The organism is Shewanella sp. YQ_9 (assembly GCF_043103185.1).
In the GTDB taxonomy this organism is placed as follows: Bacteria; Pseudomonadota; Gammaproteobacteria; order Enterobacterales; family Shewanellaceae; genus Shewanella; species Shewanella algae.
The window spans coordinates 216,655-241,847 of the sequence record NZ_JBICJO010000033.1 but is presented as its reverse complement, the minus strand read 5'-3'; the positions used below and the strand labels follow the sequence as shown (position 1 = coordinate 241,847).

Annotated in this window: 17 protein-coding genes; 12 read left to right on the top strand and 5 right to left on the bottom strand. The window is 52.5% G+C overall.

The annotated features are described in order from the left end of the window. Positions 1-90 precede the first annotated feature (90 nt). From dnaX to recR, 3 genes are all read left to right on the top strand, one after another. Complete coding sequence (dnaX, locus tag ACF8D4_RS10485; RefSeq protein WP_392464367.1) at positions 91-2,982, top strand: DNA polymerase III subunit gamma/tau; 2,892 nt, start codon at positions 91-93, stop codon at positions 2,980-2,982. Positions 2,983-3,113: 131 nt separating this feature from the next. Next, the gene (locus tag ACF8D4_RS10480; RefSeq protein WP_025011505.1) at positions 3,114-3,443 is read left to right on the top strand and encodes a YbaB/EbfC family nucleoid-associated protein; all 330 of its coding nucleotides are present in this window, start codon (positions 3,114-3,116) and stop codon (positions 3,441-3,443) included. 13 nt (positions 3,444-3,456) lie between these two features. After that, complete coding sequence (recR, locus tag ACF8D4_RS10475; RefSeq protein WP_025011506.1) at positions 3,457-4,056, top strand: recombination mediator RecR; 600 nt, start codon at positions 3,457-3,459, stop codon at positions 4,054-4,056. A gap of 117 nt (positions 4,057-4,173) precedes the next feature. Here recR and ACF8D4_RS10470 read toward each other — a convergent pair whose 3' ends face one another. Beyond that, positions 4,174-4,635, bottom strand: coding sequence for a carboxymuconolactone decarboxylase family protein (locus ACF8D4_RS10470; RefSeq protein WP_045282655.1), 462 nt, complete (start codon positions 4,633-4,635; stop codon positions 4,174-4,176). Positions 4,636-4,878: 243 nt separating this feature from the next. On the opposite strand from ACF8D4_RS10470, the gene htpG reads away from it, so the two are divergent. From htpG to ACF8D4_RS10445, 5 genes are all read left to right on the top strand, one after another. Beyond that, positions 4,879-6,792 carry a molecular chaperone HtpG gene (gene htpG, locus ACF8D4_RS10465; RefSeq protein ID WP_392464365.1) on the top strand — a complete coding sequence of 638 codons (1,914 nt, stop codon included), beginning with the start codon at positions 4,879-4,881 and terminating at the stop codon, positions 6,790-6,792. A 70-nt stretch (positions 6,793-6,862) separates the two neighbouring features. Beyond that, positions 6,863-7,708, top strand: a complete 846-nt coding sequence (locus ACF8D4_RS10460) for a tetratricopeptide repeat protein (protein WP_028781268.1) — start codon at positions 6,863-6,865, stop codon at positions 7,706-7,708. A gap of 187 nt (positions 7,709-7,895) precedes the next feature. Then, positions 7,896-8,540, top strand: a complete 645-nt coding sequence (gene adk / locus ACF8D4_RS10455) for an adenylate kinase (RefSeq protein WP_025888745.1) — start codon at positions 7,896-7,898, stop codon at positions 8,538-8,540. A gap of 70 nt (positions 8,541-8,610) precedes the next feature. Next, complete coding sequence (gene hemH / locus ACF8D4_RS10450; RefSeq protein WP_392464363.1) at positions 8,611-9,648, top strand: ferrochelatase; 1,038 nt, start codon at positions 8,611-8,613, stop codon at positions 9,646-9,648. A gap of 161 nt (positions 9,649-9,809) precedes the next feature. Further along, on the top strand, positions 9,810-11,114 hold the full coding sequence (locus tag ACF8D4_RS10445; protein WP_025011037.1) for an inosine/guanosine kinase: 1,305 nt from the start codon (positions 9,810-9,812) through the stop codon (positions 11,112-11,114). Positions 11,115-11,270: 156 nt separating this feature from the next. Here ACF8D4_RS10445 and ACF8D4_RS10440 read toward each other — a convergent pair whose 3' ends face one another. Continuing rightward, complete coding sequence (locus ACF8D4_RS10440) at positions 11,271-12,623, bottom strand: dicarboxylate/amino acid:cation symporter (RefSeq protein ID WP_028781266.1); 1,353 nt, start codon at positions 12,621-12,623, stop codon at positions 11,271-11,273. 220 nt (positions 12,624-12,843) lie between these two features. Between ACF8D4_RS10440 and ACF8D4_RS10435 the strand changes: the two genes are divergently transcribed. Beyond that, positions 12,844-15,276, top strand: a complete 2,433-nt coding sequence (locus ACF8D4_RS10435) for an Ig-like domain-containing protein (RefSeq protein WP_028781265.1) — start codon at positions 12,844-12,846, stop codon at positions 15,274-15,276. A gap of 143 nt (positions 15,277-15,419) precedes the next feature. On the opposite strand, the gene astB is transcribed toward ACF8D4_RS10435, so the two are convergent. Beyond that, positions 15,420-16,754: an N-succinylarginine dihydrolase gene (gene astB, locus ACF8D4_RS10430; protein ID WP_025888740.1), complete on the bottom strand. Its 1,335-nt coding sequence runs from the start codon at positions 16,752-16,754 to the stop codon at positions 15,420-15,422. Positions 16,755-17,090: 336 nt separating this feature from the next. Between astB and topA the strand changes: the two genes are divergently transcribed. Continuing rightward, complete coding sequence (gene topA / locus ACF8D4_RS10425; RefSeq protein WP_025011036.1) at positions 17,091-19,730, top strand: type I DNA topoisomerase; 2,640 nt, start codon at positions 17,091-17,093, stop codon at positions 19,728-19,730. 272 nt (positions 19,731-20,002) lie between these two features. Here the strand turns inward: topA and ACF8D4_RS10420 are convergent, their stop codons facing one another. Next, entirely contained in the window at positions 20,003-20,782 is a 780-nt protein-coding gene (locus ACF8D4_RS10420; protein ID WP_025011035.1) for a hypothetical protein, read from the bottom strand. Positions 20,783-21,010: 228 nt separating this feature from the next. Between ACF8D4_RS10420 and cysB the strand changes: the two genes are divergently transcribed. After that, a complete protein-coding gene (gene cysB / locus ACF8D4_RS10415) occupies positions 21,011-21,985 on the top strand; it encodes an HTH-type transcriptional regulator CysB (protein WP_208124890.1) in 975 nt (324 codons plus the stop codon). A gap of 218 nt (positions 21,986-22,203) precedes the next feature. Further along, complete coding sequence (locus ACF8D4_RS10410) at positions 22,204-23,469, top strand: radical SAM protein (RefSeq protein WP_392464359.1); 1,266 nt, start codon at positions 22,204-22,206, stop codon at positions 23,467-23,469. A gap of 155 nt (positions 23,470-23,624) precedes the next feature. Here the strand turns inward: ACF8D4_RS10410 and ACF8D4_RS10405 are convergent, their stop codons facing one another. Beyond that, positions 23,625-25,001: an L-serine ammonia-lyase gene (locus ACF8D4_RS10405; RefSeq protein ID WP_345871847.1), complete on the bottom strand. Its 1,377-nt coding sequence runs from the start codon at positions 24,999-25,001 to the stop codon at positions 23,625-23,627. Positions 25,002-25,193: the final 192 nt, after the last annotated feature.

Sequence of the window (25,193 nt, the reverse complement as noted above, 5' to 3'; positions counted from 1 at the left end):
CGGTAGCGTGAAGTCATACCTCATGTTATTGTTTTACGATCCGCGGAGCTTGCTCCCGCAAAGATACTTTTATGGATTTTGGGGAGTTTCATGTCCTATCAGGTACTAGCCAGAAAATGGCGACCTGCCAGTTTTGATCAGGTAGTCGGTCAATCTCATGTCTTGCATGCATTGACCAATGCCCTGAGTCAGCAACGACTGCACCATGCCTATCTGTTTACCGGTACCCGCGGCGTCGGCAAGACCAGTTTGGCGCGCCTGTTTGCCAAAGGGCTCAACTGCGAAACCGGGATCACCGCTAAGCCATGTGGCCAATGCAGTGCCTGTCAGGAAATTGCCCAGGGGCGTTTTGTCGACCTTATCGAAGTCGATGCGGCTTCCCGTACCAAGGTAGATGATACCCGCGAACTGCTGGATAATGTTCAGTATCGCCCGACCCGGGGGCGTTTCAAGGTTTACCTGATAGACGAAGTTCACATGCTGTCCCGCAGCAGTTTCAATGCGCTGCTCAAGACACTGGAAGAACCCCCAGAGCACGTCAAATTCCTGCTGGCCACCACAGATCCGCAAAAGCTGCCGGTGACTGTACTGTCCCGCTGTCTGCAATTTAACCTAAAGAGTCTGGATCAGACGGAGATGGCCGGCCAGTTGCAGCATATTTTGCAAAGCGAAGGTCTCAAGTTTGAAACTTCTGCGCTGACGCTTCTGGCGCGAGCCGCCAACGGCAGTATGCGAGATGCCCTGAGCCTGACAGATCAGGCTATCGCCTTTGGAGCCGGGCAAGTGATGCTGGAGCAGGTACAAACCATGCTCGGCGCCATAGATGAGCGCCAGGTGCTGGCGCTGTTTGATGCGCTCCTCACAGGTGACATAACCAAAATGATGCAGGAGGTGGCCAAGGTGCTGGCATTTGGCGCCGATGCTGCCGAAGTGCTGCGCAGCCTGCTGGAGCTCTTGCATCAGATAACCCTGAGCCAGTTTGCGCCGGCGGCGGCCAATCTGTCGCTGTTCGGCCCCAGAATTACCCACTACGGTGAAAACCTCACCCCCGAGCAGGTGCAGCTCTATTACCAGTTGCTGCTCAGCGGTCGCAAGGAGCTGCCTTATGCACCGGATCCCAAGTCAGGGCTGGAGATGGCGTTACTCAGAGCCGTTGCCTTTGTGCCGGAAACGCCGCCCAAACGCTGGCAAAGGGGAGAAGTCGCCGATTTATCTGCCTTGGATAACAGCAGCAGTGCCGCTGCGCCTGCGACGGTCGGGGCGCCGAATCAACACCTGGCAAGCAATAACGTTGATGAGATAAAACCTCAAGCCGCCTCTGCTCAATCTGTTACAAGCCAGGCTGTCGAAGCGCAAGCCGAAAAGACGCAAGCTGCCAAGATGCCAACACAGGTAAGCCCGGCGGCTGAGATGCAGGCGAGCAGTGTTGACTCACAGATGGCTGCCGATGAGGGCGAAGATGCAGACGAACAGGCCTTATTGGCCGAACAAGCGCTGCTGTTATCCCAGGCCGGTAGCATGGGGTTCCGGAATGAGGCCTCTGAGTCTGCTAAAGTGGCCGAGTCTCTGCCGGCTCGGCAACCGGCTGCAGCTCAGCCTCATGAGCCTGTGTCACAAGCTAAAACCTCGACTATTGGCGATGAGCAGCAATCCCAGGATGACTTCTATGCTGCCATGGGCTATTCACTGCAAGGTGAAGGGCTGGATAGCAGCCTGGATTTTTATCAGCAGCAGATGTCGATGGACGGCCAAATGCCATCCGCTGCAGACAAGAGTATCTCCGAAGCATCGCTATCAAATAAGCCATCAAGCGAGCCAGTGCCTGCCGATGCCAACATAGACTCGGGCAGCGATGACATCTTGGGTGATGATCTGCTCGATCAGGTGCTTGCCACCCGGGATTTGCTGCTCAGTGATATAGAGGCCGCCAGCCCCAAGGACGGTGAAGAAAAAAAGCCTTTGCTGGAGCGTCGCAGCGCGGCCGTCACACCTGAGTCCGATGCTGTAGCGGCCACTCAGTCTGAAGCGGCAGCAGAGCCAGGAAACAGCCCTGAGCTGAGCAAAAGCCCTGAGCGGGTAGACAGCCTTGAACCAAGCAATAACCCTGAGCCTTCCCAAGCAGAAACGCAAACTCCTGTTGCCGGGGAAGTGCCTTCCGAATCTGGCCCAAGTCATGTTGCGGCGCTCAAGGAAGACCGGCCACCATGGGAAGATGCCCCAGAGGGTGCGGTTGAAGCGGGTCGCGAGGCAATGCAAGACAGTGAAACGGTTCAAAATGTGGCTTTCCCACAAGCCGAACCAGAGTCTGTGCCTGAGTTTTTGCCTGAACCTGAACCTGAGCCACAACATACCGCGCAGCAGACAGCACAGGAAGCTGCACCACAGGCGGTAGACGAGCCGGGACATGAGCTGAAAAATGAGCTTGAGCTGGGATCTGGTCAAAGCACTACAGTAAATACTGTAAACACAGGAGCTCGGCCTGCATCCGAGCCGGGCCAAGCACCAGGCCCGGAGTCCGCCGAGGCCTTCGCCCATGCTCCGCCCTGCGGTCATCCACAGGATCTCTATTGGTATAAATTGATGTCCTCGCTCGAAATAGGCGGCCGGGTAAGGCAACTGGCGGTAAACTCAGTCTGTGAGCGCATAGCTGAACCGCTGCCCTTGCTGCTCAAGCCGGATCAGAAGCACTTGGCGGCAGATTCGGCTATTAAACAGCTCGAAGAGGCGCTTTCCAAACTGTTTGGGAAACCTTGCCGCACAGAGATTGTCGTAGGAGTAGATGACCAAAGGGAAACGCCGTTGGAAATTCGTCATCGTTTTCATCAGGAGCTCCTGAGCGGGGCTCATGCTTCATTGATGAATGATGAAAACATTCAATGGCTTGTCAGTCATATGGGGGCCGAACTGGATCAGGATACTCTCGGATATCCCCCTGAGCTGCTCAGTCAACGGGCTAATTTGATTGCAGACAAGGCGCCCTAGGGCACTGTGGATGTTACCCGCTTCATAAGATTGCCGCTCAAAGCGACTCTTGGATTGCCAAGCGGGTTTATTTCAGTAAGATTAGCCAACTTTGACCTGTTACTCACAACTTGAATTGAAGAGATAAAGCTATGTTTGGAAAAGGCGGTATGGGCAACCTGATGAAGCAAGCCCAGATGATGCAAGAAAAAATGGCCAAAATGCAGGAAGAGATTGCCCGCATGGAAGTCACTGGTGAGTCAGGCGCAGGATTGGTGAAAGTCACCATGACCGGCAGCCACAATGTTCGCAAAGTCGAGATAGATCCCAGCTTGCTGGAAGACGACAAAGAGATGCTGGAAGATCTGATCGCCGCGGCATGCAACGATGCGGCTCGCCGTGTTGAAGAGAACCAAAAGTCCAAGATGGCCGAAGTGACAGGTGGCATGCAACTGCCTCCTGGCATGAAGATGCCATTCTGAGTCGGAATAACAGATGAAATTCAGCCCACTGGTGGATGAATTGATCCAGTCGCTGCGTTGTCTGCCAGGTGTCGGCCCTAAATCGGCACAGCGGATGGCGTTTCAACTGCTTGAGCGCGAGCGTAAAGCCGGGCTCAAGTTGGCTGAAGCGTTGGAGCGAGCCATGAAGGAGGTGGGGCATTGCCAGTCTTGCCGCACCTTCACCGAGGAAACGCTGTGTCCCATCTGCGCCAGTCCTCGGCGCGGCAACGCCGATACCATCTGCGTGGTTGAAACGCCGGCTGATGTGTTGGCTATCGAAGCCGGTGGGCATTTCAGTGGCCGTTATTTTGTGTTGCTGGGGCATCTGTCGCCGCTCGATGGTGTCGGACCCGAAGAGTTGGGGCTGGCGCTGCTGGAAGAGCATCTGGCCAAAGGCGAGATTGCCGAGCTGATCCTGGCCACGAACCCGACGGTTGAAGGTGATGCCACGGCGCATTTTATTGCCGATATCGCCCATCGCTACCAAGTCAAGGTGAGCCGAATCGCTCATGGGGTTCCGGTAGGCGGTGAGCTGGAATATGTCGACAGCACAACCTTGGCATTGTCGTTCAACGGGCGAATGCCGCTCTGAAACTTGGGTTAATGTGCCTTCTGTGAATACCGGCCCCGCTTATGCGGGGCTATTTTTTAACTGTGACAGGTGTGCCTGCCTTTGGGAGAATAGTTTGCCGTCCATGGGTAACCCGAGTCATTGGGGCTGGTAGCTGCCTACCTCGGGTTTAAACACTTTCACTATACGGTTCCAACTATTGATGGCATTGATAGCTATGGTCAAATCTGTCATCGCCTGAGGGCCGAAACAATCCAGCACCTGTTGGTACTCTTCATCGCTGATGCTTAAACCGGCGGTCAGTTTCTCGGCCCAACCGAGGGCGACACCTTCTTCGTAGCTATAGATGGGCATGTCCCGCCAGGCATTGAGGCCAAAAATTCGTTCGGCCTTTTCGCCGTACTTCAGTGCGTCTTTACTGTGCATATCAATACAAAAGGCGCACTGATTGATCTGTGAAACTCTGAGTTTGACCAGCTCCCAGATAGTCACTGACATGGTTTCCGATGCATTGAATTGTTGGTGGAAGTAGCTTTCCTGTTGGTAAAGAATCTTCATTGCCTGTGGTGCGGCGTTCGCGTAATCGAGTCGTTTCATCATGATATCTCCTGAGATAGGGTCTCAGACGATAACCAGGCAAAGAGCGCAAAGATTGGATATTTCCGACATGGATGGAAATCGTCAATCGGCGTCCAGGCGATATTTTGGGCCATGTGAGGGCTATTTTTTCGACGGCTGTTATCGGTCTGTGTCCTTCCGCCCTTGAATTTAAAAATCGCATCCCCATTTAGTTAAGCAACTCAAGTTGGTTTAACCTATTGCGATAAACAAGGGAAGCTATTCATGTCACATCAAGAAACTCATGGTTTTCAAACTGAAGTCAAACAACTTTTGCATTTGATGATCCACTCTTTGTACTCCAACAAAGAGATTTTCTTGCGTGAATTGGTATCCAATGCCGCCGATGCCGCCGACAAACTGCGTTATCTGGCGCTTACCAACGATGCGCTTTATGAAGGTGATGGCGAGCTCAGGGTACGTATCAGTACCGATAAGGAAAAGGGCACTATTACCATTGAAGACAATGGTATTGGTATGACCCGTGAGGGCGTTATCGAGCATCTGGGTACCATTGCCAAGTCAGGCACTTCAGAATTCTTCAAAAACCTCTCCGGCGATGCCGCCAAAGACTCGCAGCTGATTGGTCAGTTCGGTGTGGGTTTCTACTCGGCCTTTATTGTGGCCGACAAGGTAACGGTGAGAACCCGCGCTGCCGGCCACAAGGCCGATGAAGGCGTGCAATGGCAGTCTGCAGGTGAAGGCGACTTTACCGTTGAGAACATAGTCAAAGAAAGCCGTGGTACCGAGATTACTCTGCATCTGCGGGAAGAGGAAAAAGAGTTTGCCGACGACTGGCGTTTGCGTTCTATCATCACCAAGTACTCAGATCATATCTCCATTCCGGTAGAGATGTGGCAGGAAGGTTCGCCCGAGTCTGAAGGCCCGGATGGTGAAAAAGTACCTGCGACTGAAGGTCAATGGCAAGTGATGAACAAGGCCACCGCGCTTTGGACCCGCAACAAGTCTGAGATTTCCGATGAGGAATATCAGGAGTTTTACAAGCATATCTCCCATGACTTCAGCGATCCTCTGCTGTGGAGTCACAACCGGGTCGAAGGTAAGCAGGAATACACCAGCTTGCTGTACATTCCTTCCAAGGCGCCTTGGGACCTTTGGAACCGGGATCGCAAGCAGGGTCTGCAACTCTTTGTTCAGCGTGTATTTATCATGGATGACGCCGAGCAGTTTATGCCCTCTTACCTGCGTTTCGTCAAAGGCCTTATCGACTCAAACGACCTGCCGCTGAACGTCTCCCGTGAGATACTGCAGGACAACAAGGTGACCCAAGCCATGCGCACGGCCATCACCAAGCGGGTGCTGGGCATGCTGGAGAAACTGGCAAAAGACGACAGTGACAAGTACCAGCAGTTCTGGGCCGAGTTCGGCCAGGTACTGAAAGAGGGCCCGGCAGAGGATTGGAGCAACCGCGAGCGTGTGGCCGGCTTGCTGCGTTTTGCCTCGACCCACAATGACACTGCGGCGCAAACGGTATCGCTGGACGACTATATAGGCCGGATGAAAGAAGGTCAGAGCAAGATTTACTATATAGTTGCCGACAGCTATGAGGCGGCGGCCCACAGTCCGCACCTAGAACTGCTGCGTAAGAAGGGCATCGAAGTGCTGTTGATGTCTGATCGCATCGACGAGTGGCTCATCAACCATCTGACCGAGTACAAGGAAAAGGCGCTGCACTCTGTCACCCGCGGCGAGTTGGATCTCGGTGAGCTGGAAGATGAGAATGAAAAGGCCGAACAGGAAAAACTGGCGGCTGAGTCCGAGTCTTTGCTCAAGCGTATCAAAGAAGCACTGGCTGATAAGGTGAAGGATGTGCGGGTGACCACGCGTTTGACCGATACCCCAGCCTGTGTGGTGGCCGGTGAAGGTGAGATGTCGAGCCAGATGATCAAGCTGATGCAGGCCGCCGGCCAACAGGTGCCGGAAGTCAAACCGACATTTGAGCTGAACCCGACGCACCCGCTGGTGGCCAGGCTCAATGAAGAGGCAGACGAAAGCCGCTTTAATGACTGGAGTAACCTGTTGTTGCAACAGGCAATGTTGTCAGAAAAGGGCAGCCTGGCCGACCCATCTGAGTTTATCCGCTTGATGAACCAGATGCTGCTTGCCAATCTTAAGTAAGCCAATCAAAAAAGGGCCTTTATGGCCCTTTTTTACTCGGGAATAGCCCGACCATCCAACAAGGATTGCTATGGAAACACGTATCGAACTGACCCGCGACAATATTCAACAGGTGGTGGAAGCCTCGAAACAACAGTTGGTCGCGTTGGTCTTCTGGGCCCAGCAGAGCCCGGAGAGTCTGGGGCTGCTCGGCACCATGGAAGCATTGGCAAGCCGTTATCAGGGGCAACTGCTGCTGGCGGCCGTTAACTGTGAAACCGAGATGGAAATTGCCTCCTATTTCCAGATCCAGAGCCTGCCGACCACTTTGTTCCTCAGTCAGGGCCAGCCGGTTGACGGATTTGCCGGGGTGCAGGACGAGTCGCAAATTCAGGCCATGCTGGATAAACATCTGCCCGCCGCCTGGGAGTTGCAACTTGCTGACGCCAGAGAATTACTCGCAGGAGGCGATGCCGCGGCAGCCCTGGTGCTGCTGAAGGAGGCCTATGGCGAGCACAACGGCGCCGAGGTGGCCTTGCCCTATGCCGATGCATGCCTGTTAAGCGGTGATATTGCCGGTGCCAAGAGCTTGCTTGCCGGCATCAAGCTTGAAGATCAGGATGCATACTACGCCAGTTTACAAGCCAAACTCAAATTGGCGGAAGAGGCTGCCGATACGCCGGAAATCCGCTCTTTGCAACAAGCGCTTGAAGCGGCTCCGGGTGACCTGAGTTTACTTGGCAAGCTGGCAACAGCACTGCATCAGGCGCACCGGGATGAAGAGGCTCTTGAGCTGCTTTTTGCGCAACTGCAGCAAGATCTCAACGCCGGCAATGGTGAGTTGAAACAACAGTTTCTGACGATACTTTCAGCCCTTGGCCAGGGGAATGCACTGGCGAGCGGCTATCGTCGCAAGCTCTACAGTTTACTCTACTGATAGAGTCAAGCTTGACAGCCCAAGCCTCTGCCTGAGCGGTTTTGACCATTTTCAACAGGTCAGAGCTGTCAGGTTTTTTTGGCGTTTCTGTGGCTAAAGTCGAAGCCAAAAGCCTTCTCATGGGCGGTCAGATGTGCGAAGATCGCCGCCCTAACAAGAATATCAATGCGAAAAGAGGACTCTTGATATGCGCATTATCCTATTGGGCGCCCCTGGTGCCGGTAAAGGTACCCAGGCTCAGTTCATCATGGAAAAGTATGGCATTCCACAGATCTCAACCGGCGATATGCTGCGTGCTGCCGTCAAGGCCGGTACGCCTTTGGGACTGGAAGCCAAGAAGGTGATGGACGCCGGACAATTGGTTTCAGATGAGCTGATCATAGGTCTGGTCAAAGAGCGCATTACTCAGGACGATTGCGCCAAGGGTTTCCTGCTGGACGGTTTCCCGCGCACCATTCCACAGGCTGATGCCATGGTGGCCAACGGTATCCATGTCGATCATGTGATTGAGATCGATGTGCCGGACGAAGAAATCGTCAAGCGTATGAGCGGTCGTCGGGTGCACCCTGGTTCTGGCCGGGTTTACCATGTAGTCTTCAATCCGCCTAAAGAAGAAGGCAAGGATGACGTTACTGGTGAAGAGCTGGTTATCCGTCCCGATGATGAAGAGAGCACAGTACGTAAGCGCCTTGGCATCTACCACGAACAAACCAAACCTCTGGTGGATTACTATGGTGCCATGGCTGCCAAGGGTGATACCAAGTACAGCAAGTTCGATGGTACCCAGAGCGTTGCTTCCGTCAGCGAAGCCATTGTGAAGGCACTGGGCTGATTAATTATCAGAACCGGTTCTCATAATCGAAAAAAGCCCGCAGCTGCGGGCTTTTTTTATGGTTTTAGCGATGTTAACTTGGCGCCATCTTTCTCGGAACAGGAATAATACAGTGCAGGATACCCGTCCTCCATTCGGTGTGCTTTTAGTTAACCTGGGAACTCCCTCTGCGCCAACCAAAGCGGCGGTGCGTGCTTTTTTGAAGCGGTTCCTCAGTGATCAACGTGTGGTGGATCTGTCTCCCTGGCTGTGGCAACCCCTGTTGCAAGGGATTATTCTCAATACCCGCCCGGGCAAAGTCGCCAAGTTGTATCAGTCTATCTGGCAAGTAGAAGGCTCGCCATTAATGGTGGTCAGTAAACAGCAGAGACAATCCCTGGCGGAATTGCTTCGGGAGCAAACTGGCTGCCATATTCCTGTGGAGCTGGGTATGAGCTATGGCAGCCCGTCCTTGAATGATGGCCTGACGGCGCTGAAAAATGCCGGTGTGGACAGGGTGCTGGTGTTGCCTCTCTATCCTCAATATTCCTGCTCCACTGTGGCCAGTGTGTTTGATGGTGTTGCCGTTGCACTGAAACTGGAGCGTAATTTGCCTGAGCTGAGGTTTGTGCGGGATTACCACGACAAGCCAGGTTATATTCAGGCCCTGGCAGGCAGCGTCCGTACCCATTGGCAGCGAGAAGGGCGGGGACAAAGGCTGCTTATGTCGTTTCATGGGGTGCCTGAGCGCTACATCAAGGAGGGCGATCCTTATCGCAGTCAATGCGAAACCACGGCCAAGTTGCTGGCCGCCGAACTTGGCCTGGGTGAAGGCGAATGGCAGCTGTGTTTTCAATCCCGTTTCGGCAAAGAGCCTTGGTTAACCCCTTATACCGATGAGCTGCTCGAATCTTTGCCGGGGCAGGGAATCACAGCGGTCGATATCATGAGTCCCGCCTTCGCCGCCGACTGCCTGGAAACACTGGAAGAGATAGCCCAAGGAGGCCGCGAGAGCTTCCTTGAAGCCGGTGGGAAACAATATCAATTTATCCCTTGTCTCAATGCACAATCGGCTCATATGCGTTTTCTTGCTGATTTGGTGAAGTTTCACACTGAAAACTGGCATTAAGCCGGCGAGCGCGCACTGGTGCGGCGGTGGATTTGTGATAGAATCTGCCGCCATTCGGTGTGGTCGCTGGCAGCCCAGTCAGCCTGGCCTAAGATCATTATCAGGAAAGTCTGTACTCAAGCAGTGCAGCTACTCAGGGACGAAGACAACGAGAGCCCAATATGAAATTTCCCGGTCAGCGTAAATCCAAACACTATTTCCCGGTCAAAACCCGTGATCCTCTGCTGGCGCAGTTGACTCAACAGCCGCAACCTTTCAGTACCTGGATTTCAGGTATAGATCAAACTCTGGTGGATATCGAAGCCAAGGTCGAAGATGAACTGCTGCAGCGTTACGGCTTACCCAAAGGCAACTCGACTCTGATTGATGATGCCAGTGCCCACCAGTTGTATCATGAGCTCAAAAGCCGTGAGTTGGTCAGCGATGAGTTTGCCGGCGGTACTATCGGCAATACCATTCACAACTACTCAATTCTCGCCGATGACAGATCTGTGCTCTTTGGCGTGATGAGCAAGAATATTGAAGTAGGCAGTTATGCCTACCGCTATCTCTGCAACACCTCGTCCAAGGTAGATCTTAACTACCTGCAACCGGTTGAAGGCCCTATAGGTCGCTGTTTTACCCTGATCTCCGATGGCGGTGAGCGCACTTTTGCCATCAGCAAAGGCTCAATGGACAAGTTAAGCCCGGAGTTTATCGATAAAGAAGTGATTCAGGGCAGTTCTGCTTTGGTGTTGACTGCCTACCTGATGCGAGCCAGCGATGGCGATCAGATTGGTGAAGCGGCGTTGACCGCCATTCGCTACGCCCAGGAAGCCGAAGTGCCGGTAGTACTGACCTTGGGAACCCGCTTCCTGATTGCCGAAGATCCCAAGTGGTGGCAGGAGTTTATTCGCCAGCACGTTACTGTGCTGGCGATGAATGAAGATGAAGGTGAGGCGCTGACCGGATTTGCCGATCCTTTGCTGGCCAGTGAAGCAGCACTTGAGTGGTGTGACATGGTACTGACCACAGCGGGTGCTTCAGGACTTTACACCGCCGGTTATACCAACGATGCCGAGAAACGCGAGACGGCTCATACTCTGCTTCCCGGTGCTATTCCTGAGTTCAACCGTTATGAGTTCTCCCGCCCGAAACTGAAAAAAGACTGTGACAAGCCCATCAAGGTGTATGCCCATATTTCGCCTTACATGGGCGGGCCGGAGAAGATTCACAATACCAATGGCGCCGGTGATGGCGCTCTGTCTGCCCTCTTGCATGACTTGGCGGCCAATACTTTCCATAAGACCAACGTGCCGGGCTCCAGCAAGCATAAACGCGATGGTTTGTGTTACTCCTCATTCTCGCAAATCTGTAAGTACGCCAACCGGGTGGCTTATGAAGTGCTGGCGCAGCATAGCCCGCGCCTCTCCAGAGGTTTGCCTGAGCGGGAAGATAGCCTGGAAGAAGCCTACTGGGAGCGTTAAGCTCGTTTCCACAAGTAGATTAAAAGACAAATAGATTAAAAGAAGAGGGCGCTCAAATGAGCGCCCTCTTTGTATTTCCACTCTTTTTGTTTTTGGTATCTGAAAGCCAAGCAGCAAGGGCTAACTTGGCTTTGATACCCAAATCCGGATTATCCCTTACATGGGAGTGTGGTGTTCCTTGTGAAAGCTGACATTGTTTTTGCCGGCTTTAGGGTCATTGAAGGTCTCTTCATTGAACTCATTTTCCGACTTGGCAATCACCACGGTTGCGACTGTATCACCTGTGACGTTAACAGCAGTGCGCACCATATCCAGCAATCTGTCTACGCCGATAATCAGTGCTATACCATCTACCGGCAGGCCCACTTGATTGAGCACCATGGCCAGCATCACCAGACCCACTCCGGGTACCCCGGCTGTGCCGATTGAGGCCAAGGTGGCCGTGACAACCACAGTGATATAGTCGGTAATCGTCAGGTCGATACCGTAAACCTGAGCAATAAACACAGTCGCCACACCCTGCATGATGGCGGTGCCATCCATGTTGATGGTCGCGCCCAAGGGTAAGGTGAACGAGGCTATCTTGTTATCTACGCCCAGGCGATGCTCGGCCGTTTCGATAGTGACCGGCAGGGTAGCGTTGGAACTGGCGGTACTGAAGGCAAATAGCTGCACGTCGCGCATTTTACGGATAAAGGTGAGGGGATTCAGCCCTGAAAGCAGATTGAGCAGCACTGGGTAGGTGACAAAGGCATGTACCAGCAGTACGCCCAGTACCACAAAGAAGTAAGCGACTACGCTGCTGAAGGTCTCCATACCGAGCGTCAACGCCAGTTTACCCATAAGGGCAAATACGCCATAGGGGGCCAGATGCATGATCAGGGTTACCACCTTCATGATCACCTCATTGAGGTCCTCAAACAGGGCGGCAACCCGCTTGCCCTTGTCGCCCACATGAGAGATGGCGAAACCAAAGATCACGGCAAAGATGATGATCTGCAGCATATTGCCTTCGCTCATCGCCTGCATCGGATTGGTGGGCACTATGTTGATTAACACTTCTGCCAGGCTGGGGGCATCTTTGGCCTCAAAGCTGTTACCTGCGGTAGGCATACTGCTATGTCCAGGATGCAGCAATACCGCTGCCATTATCGACAGTGTCAGGGCAACGGCTGTGGTAAACAGATAGAAAGCCAAGGTTTTACCCCCAAGGCGTCCCAGTTTTGAAGGCTCACTGAGTGAGCTGGTACCGCAGACGAGAGAGATAAATACCAGTGGCACCACCAGCATTTTCAAGCTGGAGATAAAGATGGTACCGACAACGTTGAGAAAACCTTCGGTGATGTAATCCTCAACAAAGATGAAGTAGGGGTCTTGCCGAACTTGTTCTGAGTTCAGGTCACCATCGGGGAAAAAATGTCTCAGAAGAAGGCCGAATAAAATACCGGCCGCCATCCCGATAAGGATCTTGCCGGTCAGGCCTATTTTCTTGGTTGGAGTGAATGCCATAAATCTTCCTGTTTAATTCTTGTACTTTTGTTATTTGGCGCACTAAAGCCTAGCAAGAAAGCTCTCTCGAGGAAATGATACGTGAGTTAAAGTTTTTGGCAAATAATGAGTCGTATAGCGCATTTGTGCTGGAAATGTTTAAGGAAAATTGTGTAATGTTGCTCTATAAGTAATACACAAGCAGATTGTTCGTATTTATTGAGTAACAGGGAGTCTGACAATGAGGTCAGCGTTTAAGTTTTGCTTCACTTTATTATGTAGTTTTCTTTTATTTGCCTGTGGCGGTGGGGGCAGTATTTCAGATACCGGAGATGGCTCGACGCCGCCAACGGGAACAACAACCGTCACTCTGAATATTTCAGATCCCAATATTTCCGCAGAAAACCCTGCGACCTTGACTGCGACTGTCAGCAATAGCTTAACGGGAGCGTTGGCGGGGCAACTGGTGACTTTTACCCTAAGTAACGAAAACCTGGGCACCTTCAACCCAGCCATAGGCACAGCCCTGACTGATGCAGATGGCAAAGCCGTGATTTCGCTGGCAACGTCCAACATTGCCGGTGCCGGTACTGTTAGTGCTGCAATCAGCTCAGGAGAGTCTGCCTCGGTCGGTTTCACTATGAAAGGTGATGGCGGTCAAGCCGGAGGTGGCGCGCAAGTCACCTTAACTCTTACTGACGTTGATGGTAATACGACAGACAGCATTACCAGCACATCTCCCGGTATTCTTGTTGCCACAGTAACCGGCCTGTCAAAACCGGCCATAGTGACATTCGATGCCTCTTTGGGCGATCTCCCGATAAAAACTGCGATTACGGATGCCAACGGTAAGGCCAGCGTCAGTATTTATGCAGGAAGTACTCCAGGCGCCAGTTCTGCCACCGCCTCGTTGGCAACCGGTGAAAAGGCTGAGCATGTCTTTGTGATCGGTGCTTCAGATGTACAGATGGGGAGTGGTGATCCTTTTGTTTCCGGAAAAGCAGCAGTGAGTGCAGCGACTCTATCGGCGGGGGGTACCGCTACGATTTCGGTAATGTTGCAAGATAGCCAAGGTAAGCCGTTTACTGAACCTGTCGATGTGAGTTTTTCATCAACCTGTTCCAAAAAGACTTCTCCTGAAGCCGTAATTAGTAGCCCTGTAACGGCCATTAATGGCCTGGCGACCAGTACTTATCTGGCCAAAGGATGTGTCGGTGACGATAACATCACGGTTTCTGCCGATGTTGGTGGCAAAAACCTGTCTGCTACAGGGGTTGTGAAAATATTGGCAGCCGACGCCGGAAGCATAGTGTTTGTTGATGCTTCCCCTGAGAATATCGGTATCAAGGGTACAGGTTCGGATGAGTCCTCTATTATTCGCTTTAAGGTGTTGGATACCAATGGTAATGCTGTTGCCAACAAGGCTGTCAGTTTCAGCCTTAATACCGATGTAGGTGGTTTGAGTCTCAACCCGGCAACGGCGACAACCAATAACGAAGGGATAGTACAGACAGTTGTAAATTCGGGCACGGTAGCAACTACCGTTCGGGTGACGGCTGACATAGATGGGACCTCTCCGCTGATCTCCAGTCAGTCCAGTGTCTTGGTTATCTCTACCGGTAAACCGGATCAGGACTCCTTCTCGCTTTCGGCTGAAACCCTCAATGCCGAGGGATGGGATGTAGATGGCACGGCAGTGAAAGTAACTGCTCGTCTGGCCGATGCTTTCAATAACCCGGTTCCGGACGGCACGGCGGTTTACTTTACAACAGAGGGGGGCGCAATTACTCCTTCGTGTACCACCACAGGTGGTGTTTGCTCAGTGACTTGGACCAGCCAGAACGCTCGCCCTGAAGGCCAATTACTGGTCGATAACAGCGGCTCCCGTAACCCCATTGCGGAGCTTTCTGCAACCGGTGGCAACTTCTATGGCCAAAAGTATGGTGGCCGCGCAACCATCACAGCTACAGCCAACGGTGAGGAGTCTTTCCCGGATACCAATGGTAACGGCCGTTTTGACGCATCTGAAGTCGCTGCATTCCAAGGTACTGATGTCAGTGGCCAACCTTATGATCTGGCAGAGGCCTTTGTTGATCACAATGAAGATGGATTGTTCAATCCTCAGCAAGCCGGTGGTGAAATTGGCGGTGAGAATGAGGAACTGATCGACTTCGACAGCGATGGCGTATTTGACTCGGCCGATGGCAAATACAATGGTGTATTGTGCTCTATCCCCGCCCATGACGCTTGTGCCGATGGCATTAGTCATTCTCAATCCATCAACGTACGTTCCAGCTTGGTGATGGTAATGTCTGGCAGCACGGCTTATGCCACCGACCCAGCCGACATCCGCATCATTGATCGTGACGGCGATAATCTGGGAGGTGACATTGATATCAACGGTAAATCGAGTGCGACAGTCCAGTTCACTATTTCTGACCTGCATAATCAGCAAATGCCATCCGGAAGCGTGGTGACCTTTACGACATCTGCCGGTTCGGTAGCCAGTTCAGGAAGCTATACTTGGCCCAGCTCCAATCACAACGGTGGCCGTCAATTCAGCGTAACCTTGAAGGGGGCAGATGAACCAGATTCAGGTTCCTTCATTGTTAAGGTCAAAACTCCTGGTGGTGCAGAAACCGAAGTCGTTAACTTGAAGGTCAATATTTATTGATAAAATCAAGTGACCCAAAAGGCGCCATCGGCGCCTTTTTTATCAAGAGTGTTTGTACATGTCGATTGGTCTATAACGACTTGAAATACGTGCTATCTACAAAAAGACCACTCATTTGAGTGGTCTTTTCATTAAGAAGTTGCCTATCTCTGAAACTGATAGACACTACCGAGCTTCATTATCTGGGTCAGCTCATCCAGCGCGGTGCGAGACTCGACTATCAATTGTGGGTCGGCCAAGTCTGCGGGTAACAAGCGGTCGCGGTAGTGTTTGTCCACCCAGGCGTTGAGGCGAGTAAACAGGTTATCGTCGAGCAGTACATGCTGATTGATGGCTGCCAACTCGGCATCATTCATGGCGACCCTCAGACGAAGGCAAGCCGGGCCACCACCGTTTTGCATGCTTTGTTTAACATCAAAGTATTCAACTTTCTGAATCGGAGTATCCAGAGTCAGCAGTTCATCGAGGTAGGCCTTTACCGCAGGGTTCTCGGCACAATCGGTTGGCGCTATGATGACCATTTTGCCGTCACTCATACTCAAAAGTTGTGTGTTGAACAGGTAAGATTTGACCGCATCCTGAATACTGACTTTGGCGGTCGGTACTTCAATGAAATGGATATCACCTTCCAGCTTGGCCCGGATCTCGGCCAGCTTGGCCTTGGTATCGACAAAGGCTTGCTCGTGATGAAAAAGCACATTGCGGTTACCGACAGCAATCACATCATTGTGGAATACGCCTTGATCTATCACCTCAGGATTTTGTTGAATAAAGACAGTATTGTCTTCATCGAGACGATGTAAACGGGCGATAGCCTTTGAGGCTTCCAGCGTTTGTCTGGCGGGAAACTTCTTCGGCTTTATGGCCTGAGGGTTGGTAGCTTCCTGGCCGTAAACAAAGACTTCGACTCCGGCATGACCATATTCCTGACACAGGCGGGTGTGGTTGGCAGCGCCTTCATCACCAAAACTGCTGTGTTCCGGCAGGTGCTGGTGGTGTACAAAATAGCGACTGTCACTGAAAATGGCCTTGAGAATGTTGCCTGTGGTTTGCGGCTCGATTGAGCGATGCAATTTATCCACCAGGTTGGCCGGGGTAAAGTGCACGCGGCCATCATGGGTATCGGCGCTCGGGGATACGGTTGCTGCATTGGCGGTCCACATGCTGGAAGCGCTGCAACAGGCTCTTAGAACCGCCGGTGCCTGCTCGGCGGCCTTCTGCAGTACTTCTTTATCGGTACCGCTAAAACCTATCCTTCGCAGCGTATGCAGATCGGGGCGTTCTTGCGGTGCCAGCATGCCCTGGATCATCCCCATGTCGGCCAGCGCCTTGGCTTTTTGTAATCCCTGCTTGGCCGCAGCCTTGGGGTTGGCTGCCTGGGCAGCATTGTTCAGGGAGGCGACATTGCCGAACGACAGGCCAGCATAGTTGTGGGTGGGTCCCACCAATCCGTCAAAATTCGCTTCAAAATGCTTCATTGCTTGTCCTTTTGGGGTATTTGAGGTTGTTATAGGGGCCCAATCCAGGCCCTGGACTGGCCCCAGTATACTTGAGCTCCTAGGCTTAACAAGTCGCCCCACAGGGTGGCAAAAGTGCTTTTTCATCACAAATGCATAACTATTACTTGCTTGCAGTGAAATAATGAAATATTAGTTTTTAATTACGCAATATTATTTTGTACAAATTTTTAACCCTGCTTAAAAATTGAGTCGCCGGTACACATAAAAGAGGGATTAACTTGAAAGTCCGAGGACAACCCTCTATATATGGTGCCAATTTTCACCGTTCTGAGATCGTTTGGCGCAAATCACACTATGGGTAAATCGCTAGTTATTGTCGAATCGCCGGCCAAAGCCAAGACTATCAACAAATATCTTGGTAAAGAATTCATCGTTAAGTCGAGTGTGGGTCACATACGTGACTTGCCGACTTCCTCCTCCGCCGACGCCAACGGCAAGGCAAAAAGCGCAGCCGAAGTGCGTAAGATGTCACCTGAAGAAAAGGCCAAGTACAAGAAGGTGAAAGAGAAAAAGGCTCTGGTTGCCCGTATGGGGGTTGATCCTGAGCACGGCTGGAAAGCCAACTACCAAATTCTGCCTGGTAAGGAGAAGGTGGTAAAAGAACTGCAAGCGCTGGCCGATTCCGCCGATGAAATCTATCTCGCGACGGATTTGGATAGAGAAGGGGAAGCGATTGCCTGGCATCTGCAGCAGGTGATAGGCGGCGACAATTCCCGTTATAAGCGGGTGGTGTTCAACGAGATCACCAAGAGTGCCATCCAGGATGCCTTCAGCAAACCCAGCGATCTCGACAACAATATGGTCAACGCTCAGCAGGCTCGACGTTTCCTCGATCGGGTAGTGGGCTTTATGGTTTCGCCGCTGCTGTGGAAAAAGGTTGCCAGAGGCCTCTCTGCCGGACGGGTTCAGTCGGTAGCCGTGCGTTTGGTGGTTGAGCGGGAAGCCGAAATTAAAGCCTTCGTGCCTGAAGAGTTCTGGGATCTGCACGCCCAGTTGGCGACCGCTACCGATGATGCTCTGACCATGCAAGTGGTCAAGCAAAACGGCAAGGCATTTGAGCCGGTCAATCAAGCCCAGGCGCTGGCTGCTGTGGCAGCACTGCAATCGGCCAGTTATGAGGTGATCGGCCGCGAAGACAAGGCCACTCAAAGCAAGCCCAGCGCTCCCTTTATCACCTCGACACTGCAGCAGGCCGCCAGTACCCGTCTCGGTTTTGGGGTGAAGAAGACCATGATGATGGCCCAGCGTCTCTATGAGGCGGGTCATATCACTTATATGCGTACCGACTCTACCAATCTGAGCCAGGAAGCGCTGGATAACGTCAGAGCCATGATTGCCAAAGAGTTCGGCGACAAGTACCTGCCGGATGCGCCTATTCGTTATGGCAGCAAAGAGGGCGCGCAAGAGGCTCACGAAGCGATTCGACCTTCAGATGTCTCTGTACACGCTGCGTCACTGACCGACATGGAGCGTGACGCTCAGCGGCTCTATGAGCTTATTTGGCGCCAGTTTGTTGCCTGTCAGATGACTCCGGCTCAATATGATGCCACTCGACTCACGGTCAAGGCCGGTGAGTTTGAGCTGAAGGCCAGTGGTCGCACCCTGAAATTCGATGGTTGGACCCGGGTACAATCTGCGGTCAAACGCAAGAATGAAGATGAAGTCACCCTGCCATATCTGGCGGAGGGCGATAAACTGGATCTGAAACAACTGGATCCCAAACAGCACTTTACCAAGCCACCGGCGCGCTACAGCGAAGCCTCTCTGGTTAAAGAATTGGAAAAGCGCGGCATAGGTCGCCCTTCCACTTATGCCACTATTATTTCCACCATCCAGGATCGGGGCTATGTGAAGGTGGAAAACCGCCGTTTCTACGCCGAAAAGATGGGGGAAATTGTCAGTGAACGTCTGGTGGAAAACTTTGCCAACCTGATGAACTATGACTTTACCGCCGGAATGGAGCAGACCCTGGATAACGTTGCTCAGGGGCAACTCGACTGGAAACAGGTGCTTGATGGCTTCTACAAAGACTTCACCAAGCAGTTGCAACATGCCGAGCTGCCACCGGAAGAGGGTGGTATGCGCCCCAACCAGATGGTGCTGACAGACATAGCCTGTCCTACTTGTGGGCGCCCCATGGGGATCCGTACAGGCACTACAGGCGTGTTCCTGGGATGTTCCGGCTACGAATTGCCCCCGAAAGAGCGTTGTAAGACCACGCTGAACCTGACTCCGGGTGAAGAAGCGATCAGCGAGAGCGAAGATGCCGAAACCGAGGCGCTCAGGGCCAAGCATCGCTGTGGCATCTGTGGCACCGCCATGGACAGCTACCTGTTGGATGAAACCCGCAAGTTGCATGTTTGCGGTAACAATCCTGCCTGCCCGGGTTATGAAGTCGAGAAGGGACAGTTCAAACTCAAGGGTTACGAAGGCCCGGTCATTGAATGTGACCGCTGTGGCAGCGATATGGAGCTGAAGAACGGCCGTTTCGGTAAGTATTTTGGCTGCACCAACAGCGAGTGCAAGAATACCCGTAAACTGCTCAAGAATGGCGAAGTGGCGCCACCCAAGGAAGATCCTATTCCATTGCCCGAGCTCAAGTGCAGCAAGTCAGACGCTCATTTCGTCTTGCGTGATGGTGCCTCGGGTATCTTCCTGGCCGCCAGCACGTTCCCGAGATCCCGTGAAACTCGGGCACCACTGGTCTCCGAGCTGGTGGAGTACCGCGAGTTGCTGTGGCCCAAATATCAGTTCCTGGCCGATGCGCCGGTGAAAGATGATGAAGGTAATCCGACTCTGGTGAAGTTCAGCCGCAAGACTAAAGAGCAGTACGTGGCCAGCGAAGTTGATGGTAAGGCAACCGGCTGGGTCGCCCACTATCGCGATGGCAAGTGGTTTGCTGAAAACAGCAAGAAAAAGAAAGCCAAGAGCTAAGCTCAACTGAATACTTGAGCCAATAACGCCCTGCAATTGCAGGGCGTTATTGTTTGTGAAAGTGTAAGTTGACCCTAAACGGGCTGTATCGGCAGCCTGGATTATTCGGAATAAATTAATCGAGATAGAATTGGCTGAGAGAACTTTGGGGATGAGTTACTTGGCTGGCAGAGTTCACTTGGCTAGGCAAAACCGACAGCAGCAACAAAAAGCACCCAAGAGGTGCTTTTTGTTGGAGTTTACCGGTAGTAGCTTAAGCTCAAGTTGACGGCTTACCACTTCTTCTTAGGCTGGAACAACACATCGATATCATCTTCATCATTTTTCTGTTTGGGGGCGCTGGGCTGAGCCATCTTTTGCGCGCCCATGATTTCATCGAGCAGTTGCTTGGCTTCATCCACTTTTCGGGCAATAAAGGGATCATTCGGAGTTTGTGCCTTGATGGTATGCAGGGTACTGAGTGCCTTGGTGACCATCTGCCTCGATGAGCCGTATTGTTTCATGTAACTGGCGGCGCGGGCGCGTGACAGCATGCTCTCCACATTGATCCTGAGTTGCAGGCTGTCAATGCGTCCTTCTTCAGCGGCAAATACTGTGGGATCGACTTTGCCCTTGTTATGCTCGGCGCGCAAAATCGCCTTGAGCTTTTTCAAGGTCTGTACCAGCACCAATACCTGACGATCGTTGTCAGGCAGGCGAAAGTTTTCAATGGCCGGTGTTTGAGGGCCGCTGCTTTGCAGATTGTTGATCAGCGCCTCAAGATCAGTCAGCCTCCGCTCATAATCCCCTTTCTGATTGGCTTTGCTCAGGGTAACGGCGATTCTTGCCGCATCCTGAATACGCTTGTAGAGCACCAAAACCATTTGTGAAGAGCAAGGGAACATGCCGGTATTGGAGAGGACTTCTTCGGTTTCGTCCAAAATAGCCCGTTGGCGAGCCAGCTCGGTACGACGTTCGGCCTCGGCTCGCTCTTTTTGTTGCTGAATAACATTGATGCCGATCACCAGCAGAAGAAGCGCGCCAATCAGCACCAGTACAAGAGTAAATGCCATAGCCTTTCCGTAAATTTTATAATTCTGTTAATGCTACAATAAATCAATAAACTAGCCTAGTTATCTTAGTCCAGCATGAGGTATCTGTCCTGAAGATAGTTCGCATTCGTGGCTATATTCCTGTTTGATTTAGTTATTGCTTTATACTATAACCATTGATTATAGATGTCCGGCATTACAACATTCAAATTCTGCTCCTGAATGGGGCAGGAATTCAAGGATCTAAAGATGAAACTGCAACAGCTCAGATATATTGCAGAAGTGGTCAATCACAACCTCAATGTTTCCGCTACCGCCGAAAACCTTTATACCTCTCAGCCAGGGATCAGTAAGCAGGTACGCATGCTGGAAGATGAACTGGGGATCCAGATCTTCGGTCGCAGCGGTAAACACTTGACCCATGTGACACCGGCCGGCGAGCAGGTCATCAAAATCGCCAATGATATTCTCGGTAAAGTCGAAAGTATCAAGAAAGTGGCCGAAGAGTACACCAAGCCGGATCAGGGGGAACTGAATATTGCCACCACAGATACTCAGGCCCGCTATGCTTTGCCGCAAATTATCCGCCAGTTTATTGAACGTTATCCCAAGGTAAATCTGCATATGCATCAGGGCACGCCATCGCAGATAAGCGAAGCGGCTGCTCGCGGGGACGCCGATTTTGCCATCGCCACCGAGGCGATGCATCTCTATTCCGACCTGATTATGTTGCCTTGTTACCACTGGAATCGTTCTGTGGTGGTATCCAGAGATCACCCTCTGGCCAGCCGCAGTCAGATCAGCATTGAAGAGCTGGCGCGCTTCCCCTTGGTCACTTATGTGTTCGGTTTTGACAAGGCCTCGGAAATTGAGCGTGGTTTCCATGGTGCCGGGCTTGAGCCCAGAGTTGTCTTCAGTGCCACCAGTGCCGATGTGCTCAAGACTTATGTCAGATTGGGTCTCGGGGTGGGTGTAATAGCTTCCATGGCGATTGATCCAGTGATTGACAAGGATCTGGTGGCTATAGACGCCAGTCATCTGTTTGCTCACAGTACCACTAAGATAGGCTTTAGAAAGGGCAGCTTCCTGCGTAGTTATATGTATGACTTTATTGAACGATTTGCGCCGCACCTGACAAGGGATGTGGTGGAAAAGGCGGTTACATTGCGTGATGCGCAGTTGATAGAGCAGATGTTCGCCGATGTCGAACTGCCGCTGCGCTGAGACCACTGCTTAACAGAACCGTCCACAAGTTGGGCGGTTTTTTATGCAGTTACAAGGTTGGAGAAGTAACTGCGATCATTGCACCTTGGGGATTTTTTGACGTTCTCACTAAGCTCTTGGGTAAATTTCAGGAGCCGCTTCACAGTCTGTTGATCTGAATCAAAATTATGGTAATGATATTTATTATCATTTAAGTCTGTCGTTCAACGGACTTTCCGATGATTTTCACTCCCTCCATGACGGGGATCGCCAGCCCATCCCCCTTGCAGTTTGCTTTTAGCCCAAAACGTGCGCCCCATTCCCATGGCGGAGTCAGAGTTGAAGCTCAGCTTGATGCCGGCCAATGGCACGAGCTTTGGCAGCAAACCTCGACCAGCAGCCAGCGTGCTCTTTATCTGCACATCCCTTTTTGCCGAAAACGCTGTAGTTTCTGTAACTTTTTTGAAAATGGCGCCAAGCCGCAAAGAATAGCCGATTATGTTGAAGCCTTGAGCGCTGAGCTGCGCCGCGCCGGCCAAAATCCACTGGTGCAAAGCAGGCCTTTCCAGGCCGTCTACATAGGTGGCGGCACGCCGAGCGACATGACGGCCAGCCAAATCGCACTTCTGCTGCTTTCACTGACTGATTTCCCCTTGAGTGATGATGCGGAAATCACCCTGGAGGGGCGTCTCAACGGTTTTGGCGACGATAAATGGCAGGCGGCACTCAATGGTGGGGTTAATCGCTTTTCATTCGGGGTGCAGAGCTTTGATACCCAGGTGCGCCTTGCCGCGGGGCGTCTGGACTCAAGGGAAAAGGTCATAGAGCGTCTACAGCAACTCAGCCGCCGAAATGATGCACCTGTTATTGCCGATATTATCTTTGGCTTGCCCTGGCAAGATGAGCGGGTGTGGCAGCAGGATATTGCCGATGTGATTGAAAGCGGCATTCACGGAGTGGATCTGTATCAGCTGATAACCTTGAGTGGCAGCCGTATTCAGCGCCAGCAGCAGAGTGAGGCTGAAGCGCCGCGTGCTGACAGTGCTACTCGCGCGCGGATGTACGCTTATGGTGCCAAGACTCTTGAGGCCGGCGCCGAGATCATTCCCTTTGGTGCCGGTGCCGGCGGTAACATTCTCGGGTATGGCATCATGTATGGCCGTGAGCTTTCGGCCTGGCAGCAGGCGCTGAAGCTAGGGATCCGGCCACCGGCCCATATTACAGCGCCTGTGCCCAAAGGATTTGCCGGCACGATTAAGGGCGCTCTGGACTCAGGCTCCCTGGCATTTTCTCTACTGCCTGACAGTCTGGTCGGTCACTTGATGCCGCTGTTTTTACGTTGGCAAAGCCATGGTTTGGCCGAGCTCAGTCAAACGGCTTTGAAGTTGTCTCTGGCGGGGCGTTTTTGGAATGTCAGTATGCAGTCGGGCTTGTTTGAATACCTTGAGCGCAACCCGCCGGCGGAATATCCATCTGTTACACAGGAACGGGAAAATTGTGCTTAAGGTCTGCAAGCGATCAGAAAAAGAGGGTTACGGGCATAGGAAATCCTGTAAACAGGGGAGGCAGTAATGAGGCGTTGCCTGAGCAACGCCTCATATGAGCTTTGGTGAACGAATCTACTCTTACTATCCCCTGAGTCAGCGCAGGGCTGCACCAATCAACATTCGACGATATTAACCGCCAAGCCACCTTTGGCGGTTTCCTTGTACTTGCTGCGCATATCTTTGCCGGTATCCATCATGGTCTTGATCACCTTATCCAGGGAAACCTTATGATTACCGTCGCCGCGCAGCGCCATGCGTGAAGCGTTGATCGCCTTGACGGCGCCCATGGCATTACGTTCGATACAGGGAACCTGTACCAGGCCGCCGACAGGATCGCAGGTTAACCCCAGATTGTGTTCCATCCCGATTTCCGCCGCGTTTTCGACATGCTCGACCGTACCACCCATGATCTCGGTCAGAGCGGCTGCTGCCATGGAACAAGCCACGCCGACTTCGCCCTGGCAGCCAACCTCGGCTCCGGAAATGGAGGCGTTTTTCTTGTACAGAATACCTATGGCCGCGGCCGTCAACAGAAAGCGGCTACAGACATCTTCATCCACTTCCTGAACAAAGGTGTCGTAGTAGCAGAGCACGGCGGGGATGATACCGGCGGCGCCATTGGTCGGGGCCGTTACCACCCGATCGCCGGCAGCATTTTGCTCATTCACCGACAGGGCAAACAAGTCCACCCAATCCATGGCATTGAGGGGATCTATGTTGTTGCGGCCCTCAGCCTTGAGACGGCGATACAGCGCCGGGGCGCGGCGGCGCAGCTTGAGACCGCCGGGCAAAATACCTTCTTTCTGATAGCCTTTCTCCACGCAGGCCTTCATGGTTTGCCAGATATGCCACAGTTTGGCTTTGACTTCACTCTCTGGGGCTATGCTGAGCTCATTGGCCATCATCAGCGAAGAGATGCTCAGGCCATTGTCGCAGCACAGCTCCAAGAGTTCGCTGGCGGTATTGAAATCGTAAGGAGCCTGGGCAATGGGAGTCGCCGGAGAGGCGTTACGCTGCTGAATTTCATCCTCATCGAGAATAAAACCGCCGCCGACCGAATAGTAAGTGCGTTGATACAAACACTCTCCGGCCTTGAGGGCGTAGAGTGTCATGGCGTTGGCGTGTGCCGGCAGTGTCTTGCGTCTGTGGTAGGTGATGCCATCTTCGCGGGTAAACTTAACCTTACGGCCATCGCTGAGTGTCAGTGTCTGGCAGTCGGCCACCTCTGCCAGAATCGTCTCTATGCTGTCGGTATCGACGGTTTCCGGATCTTCCCCCATCAATCCCAGGATCACCGCCTTGCCCGTACCGTGGCCCTTGCCCGTTTGTCCAAGAGAGCCAAAAAGCTCGGCCTGCAGTTCGTCGACCTGTCCAAGTAAGTCATCTGCAGCCAGTTGTTCGATAAAGATTTTGCCCGCTTTCATCGGACCCACGGTATGGGAACTGGAGGGCCCTATACCTATCTTGAACATATCGAATACGCTAATCATTTGGTTAACCCTGTTGCTGTTTCGTTGTTATTTTAGTCATTGGGAGGCGCATTGCTCGCGCATACGCGGGTTTCGGAGTAACCTTGACCCCAGAGTTACTCTGCCCATAGGGCAAGTATCCCATACTTTTGGCCTGGAATATCATTAGTTATTTTTATCAAGCTATGGTCGGATTAGCCTTGCTAACAATGG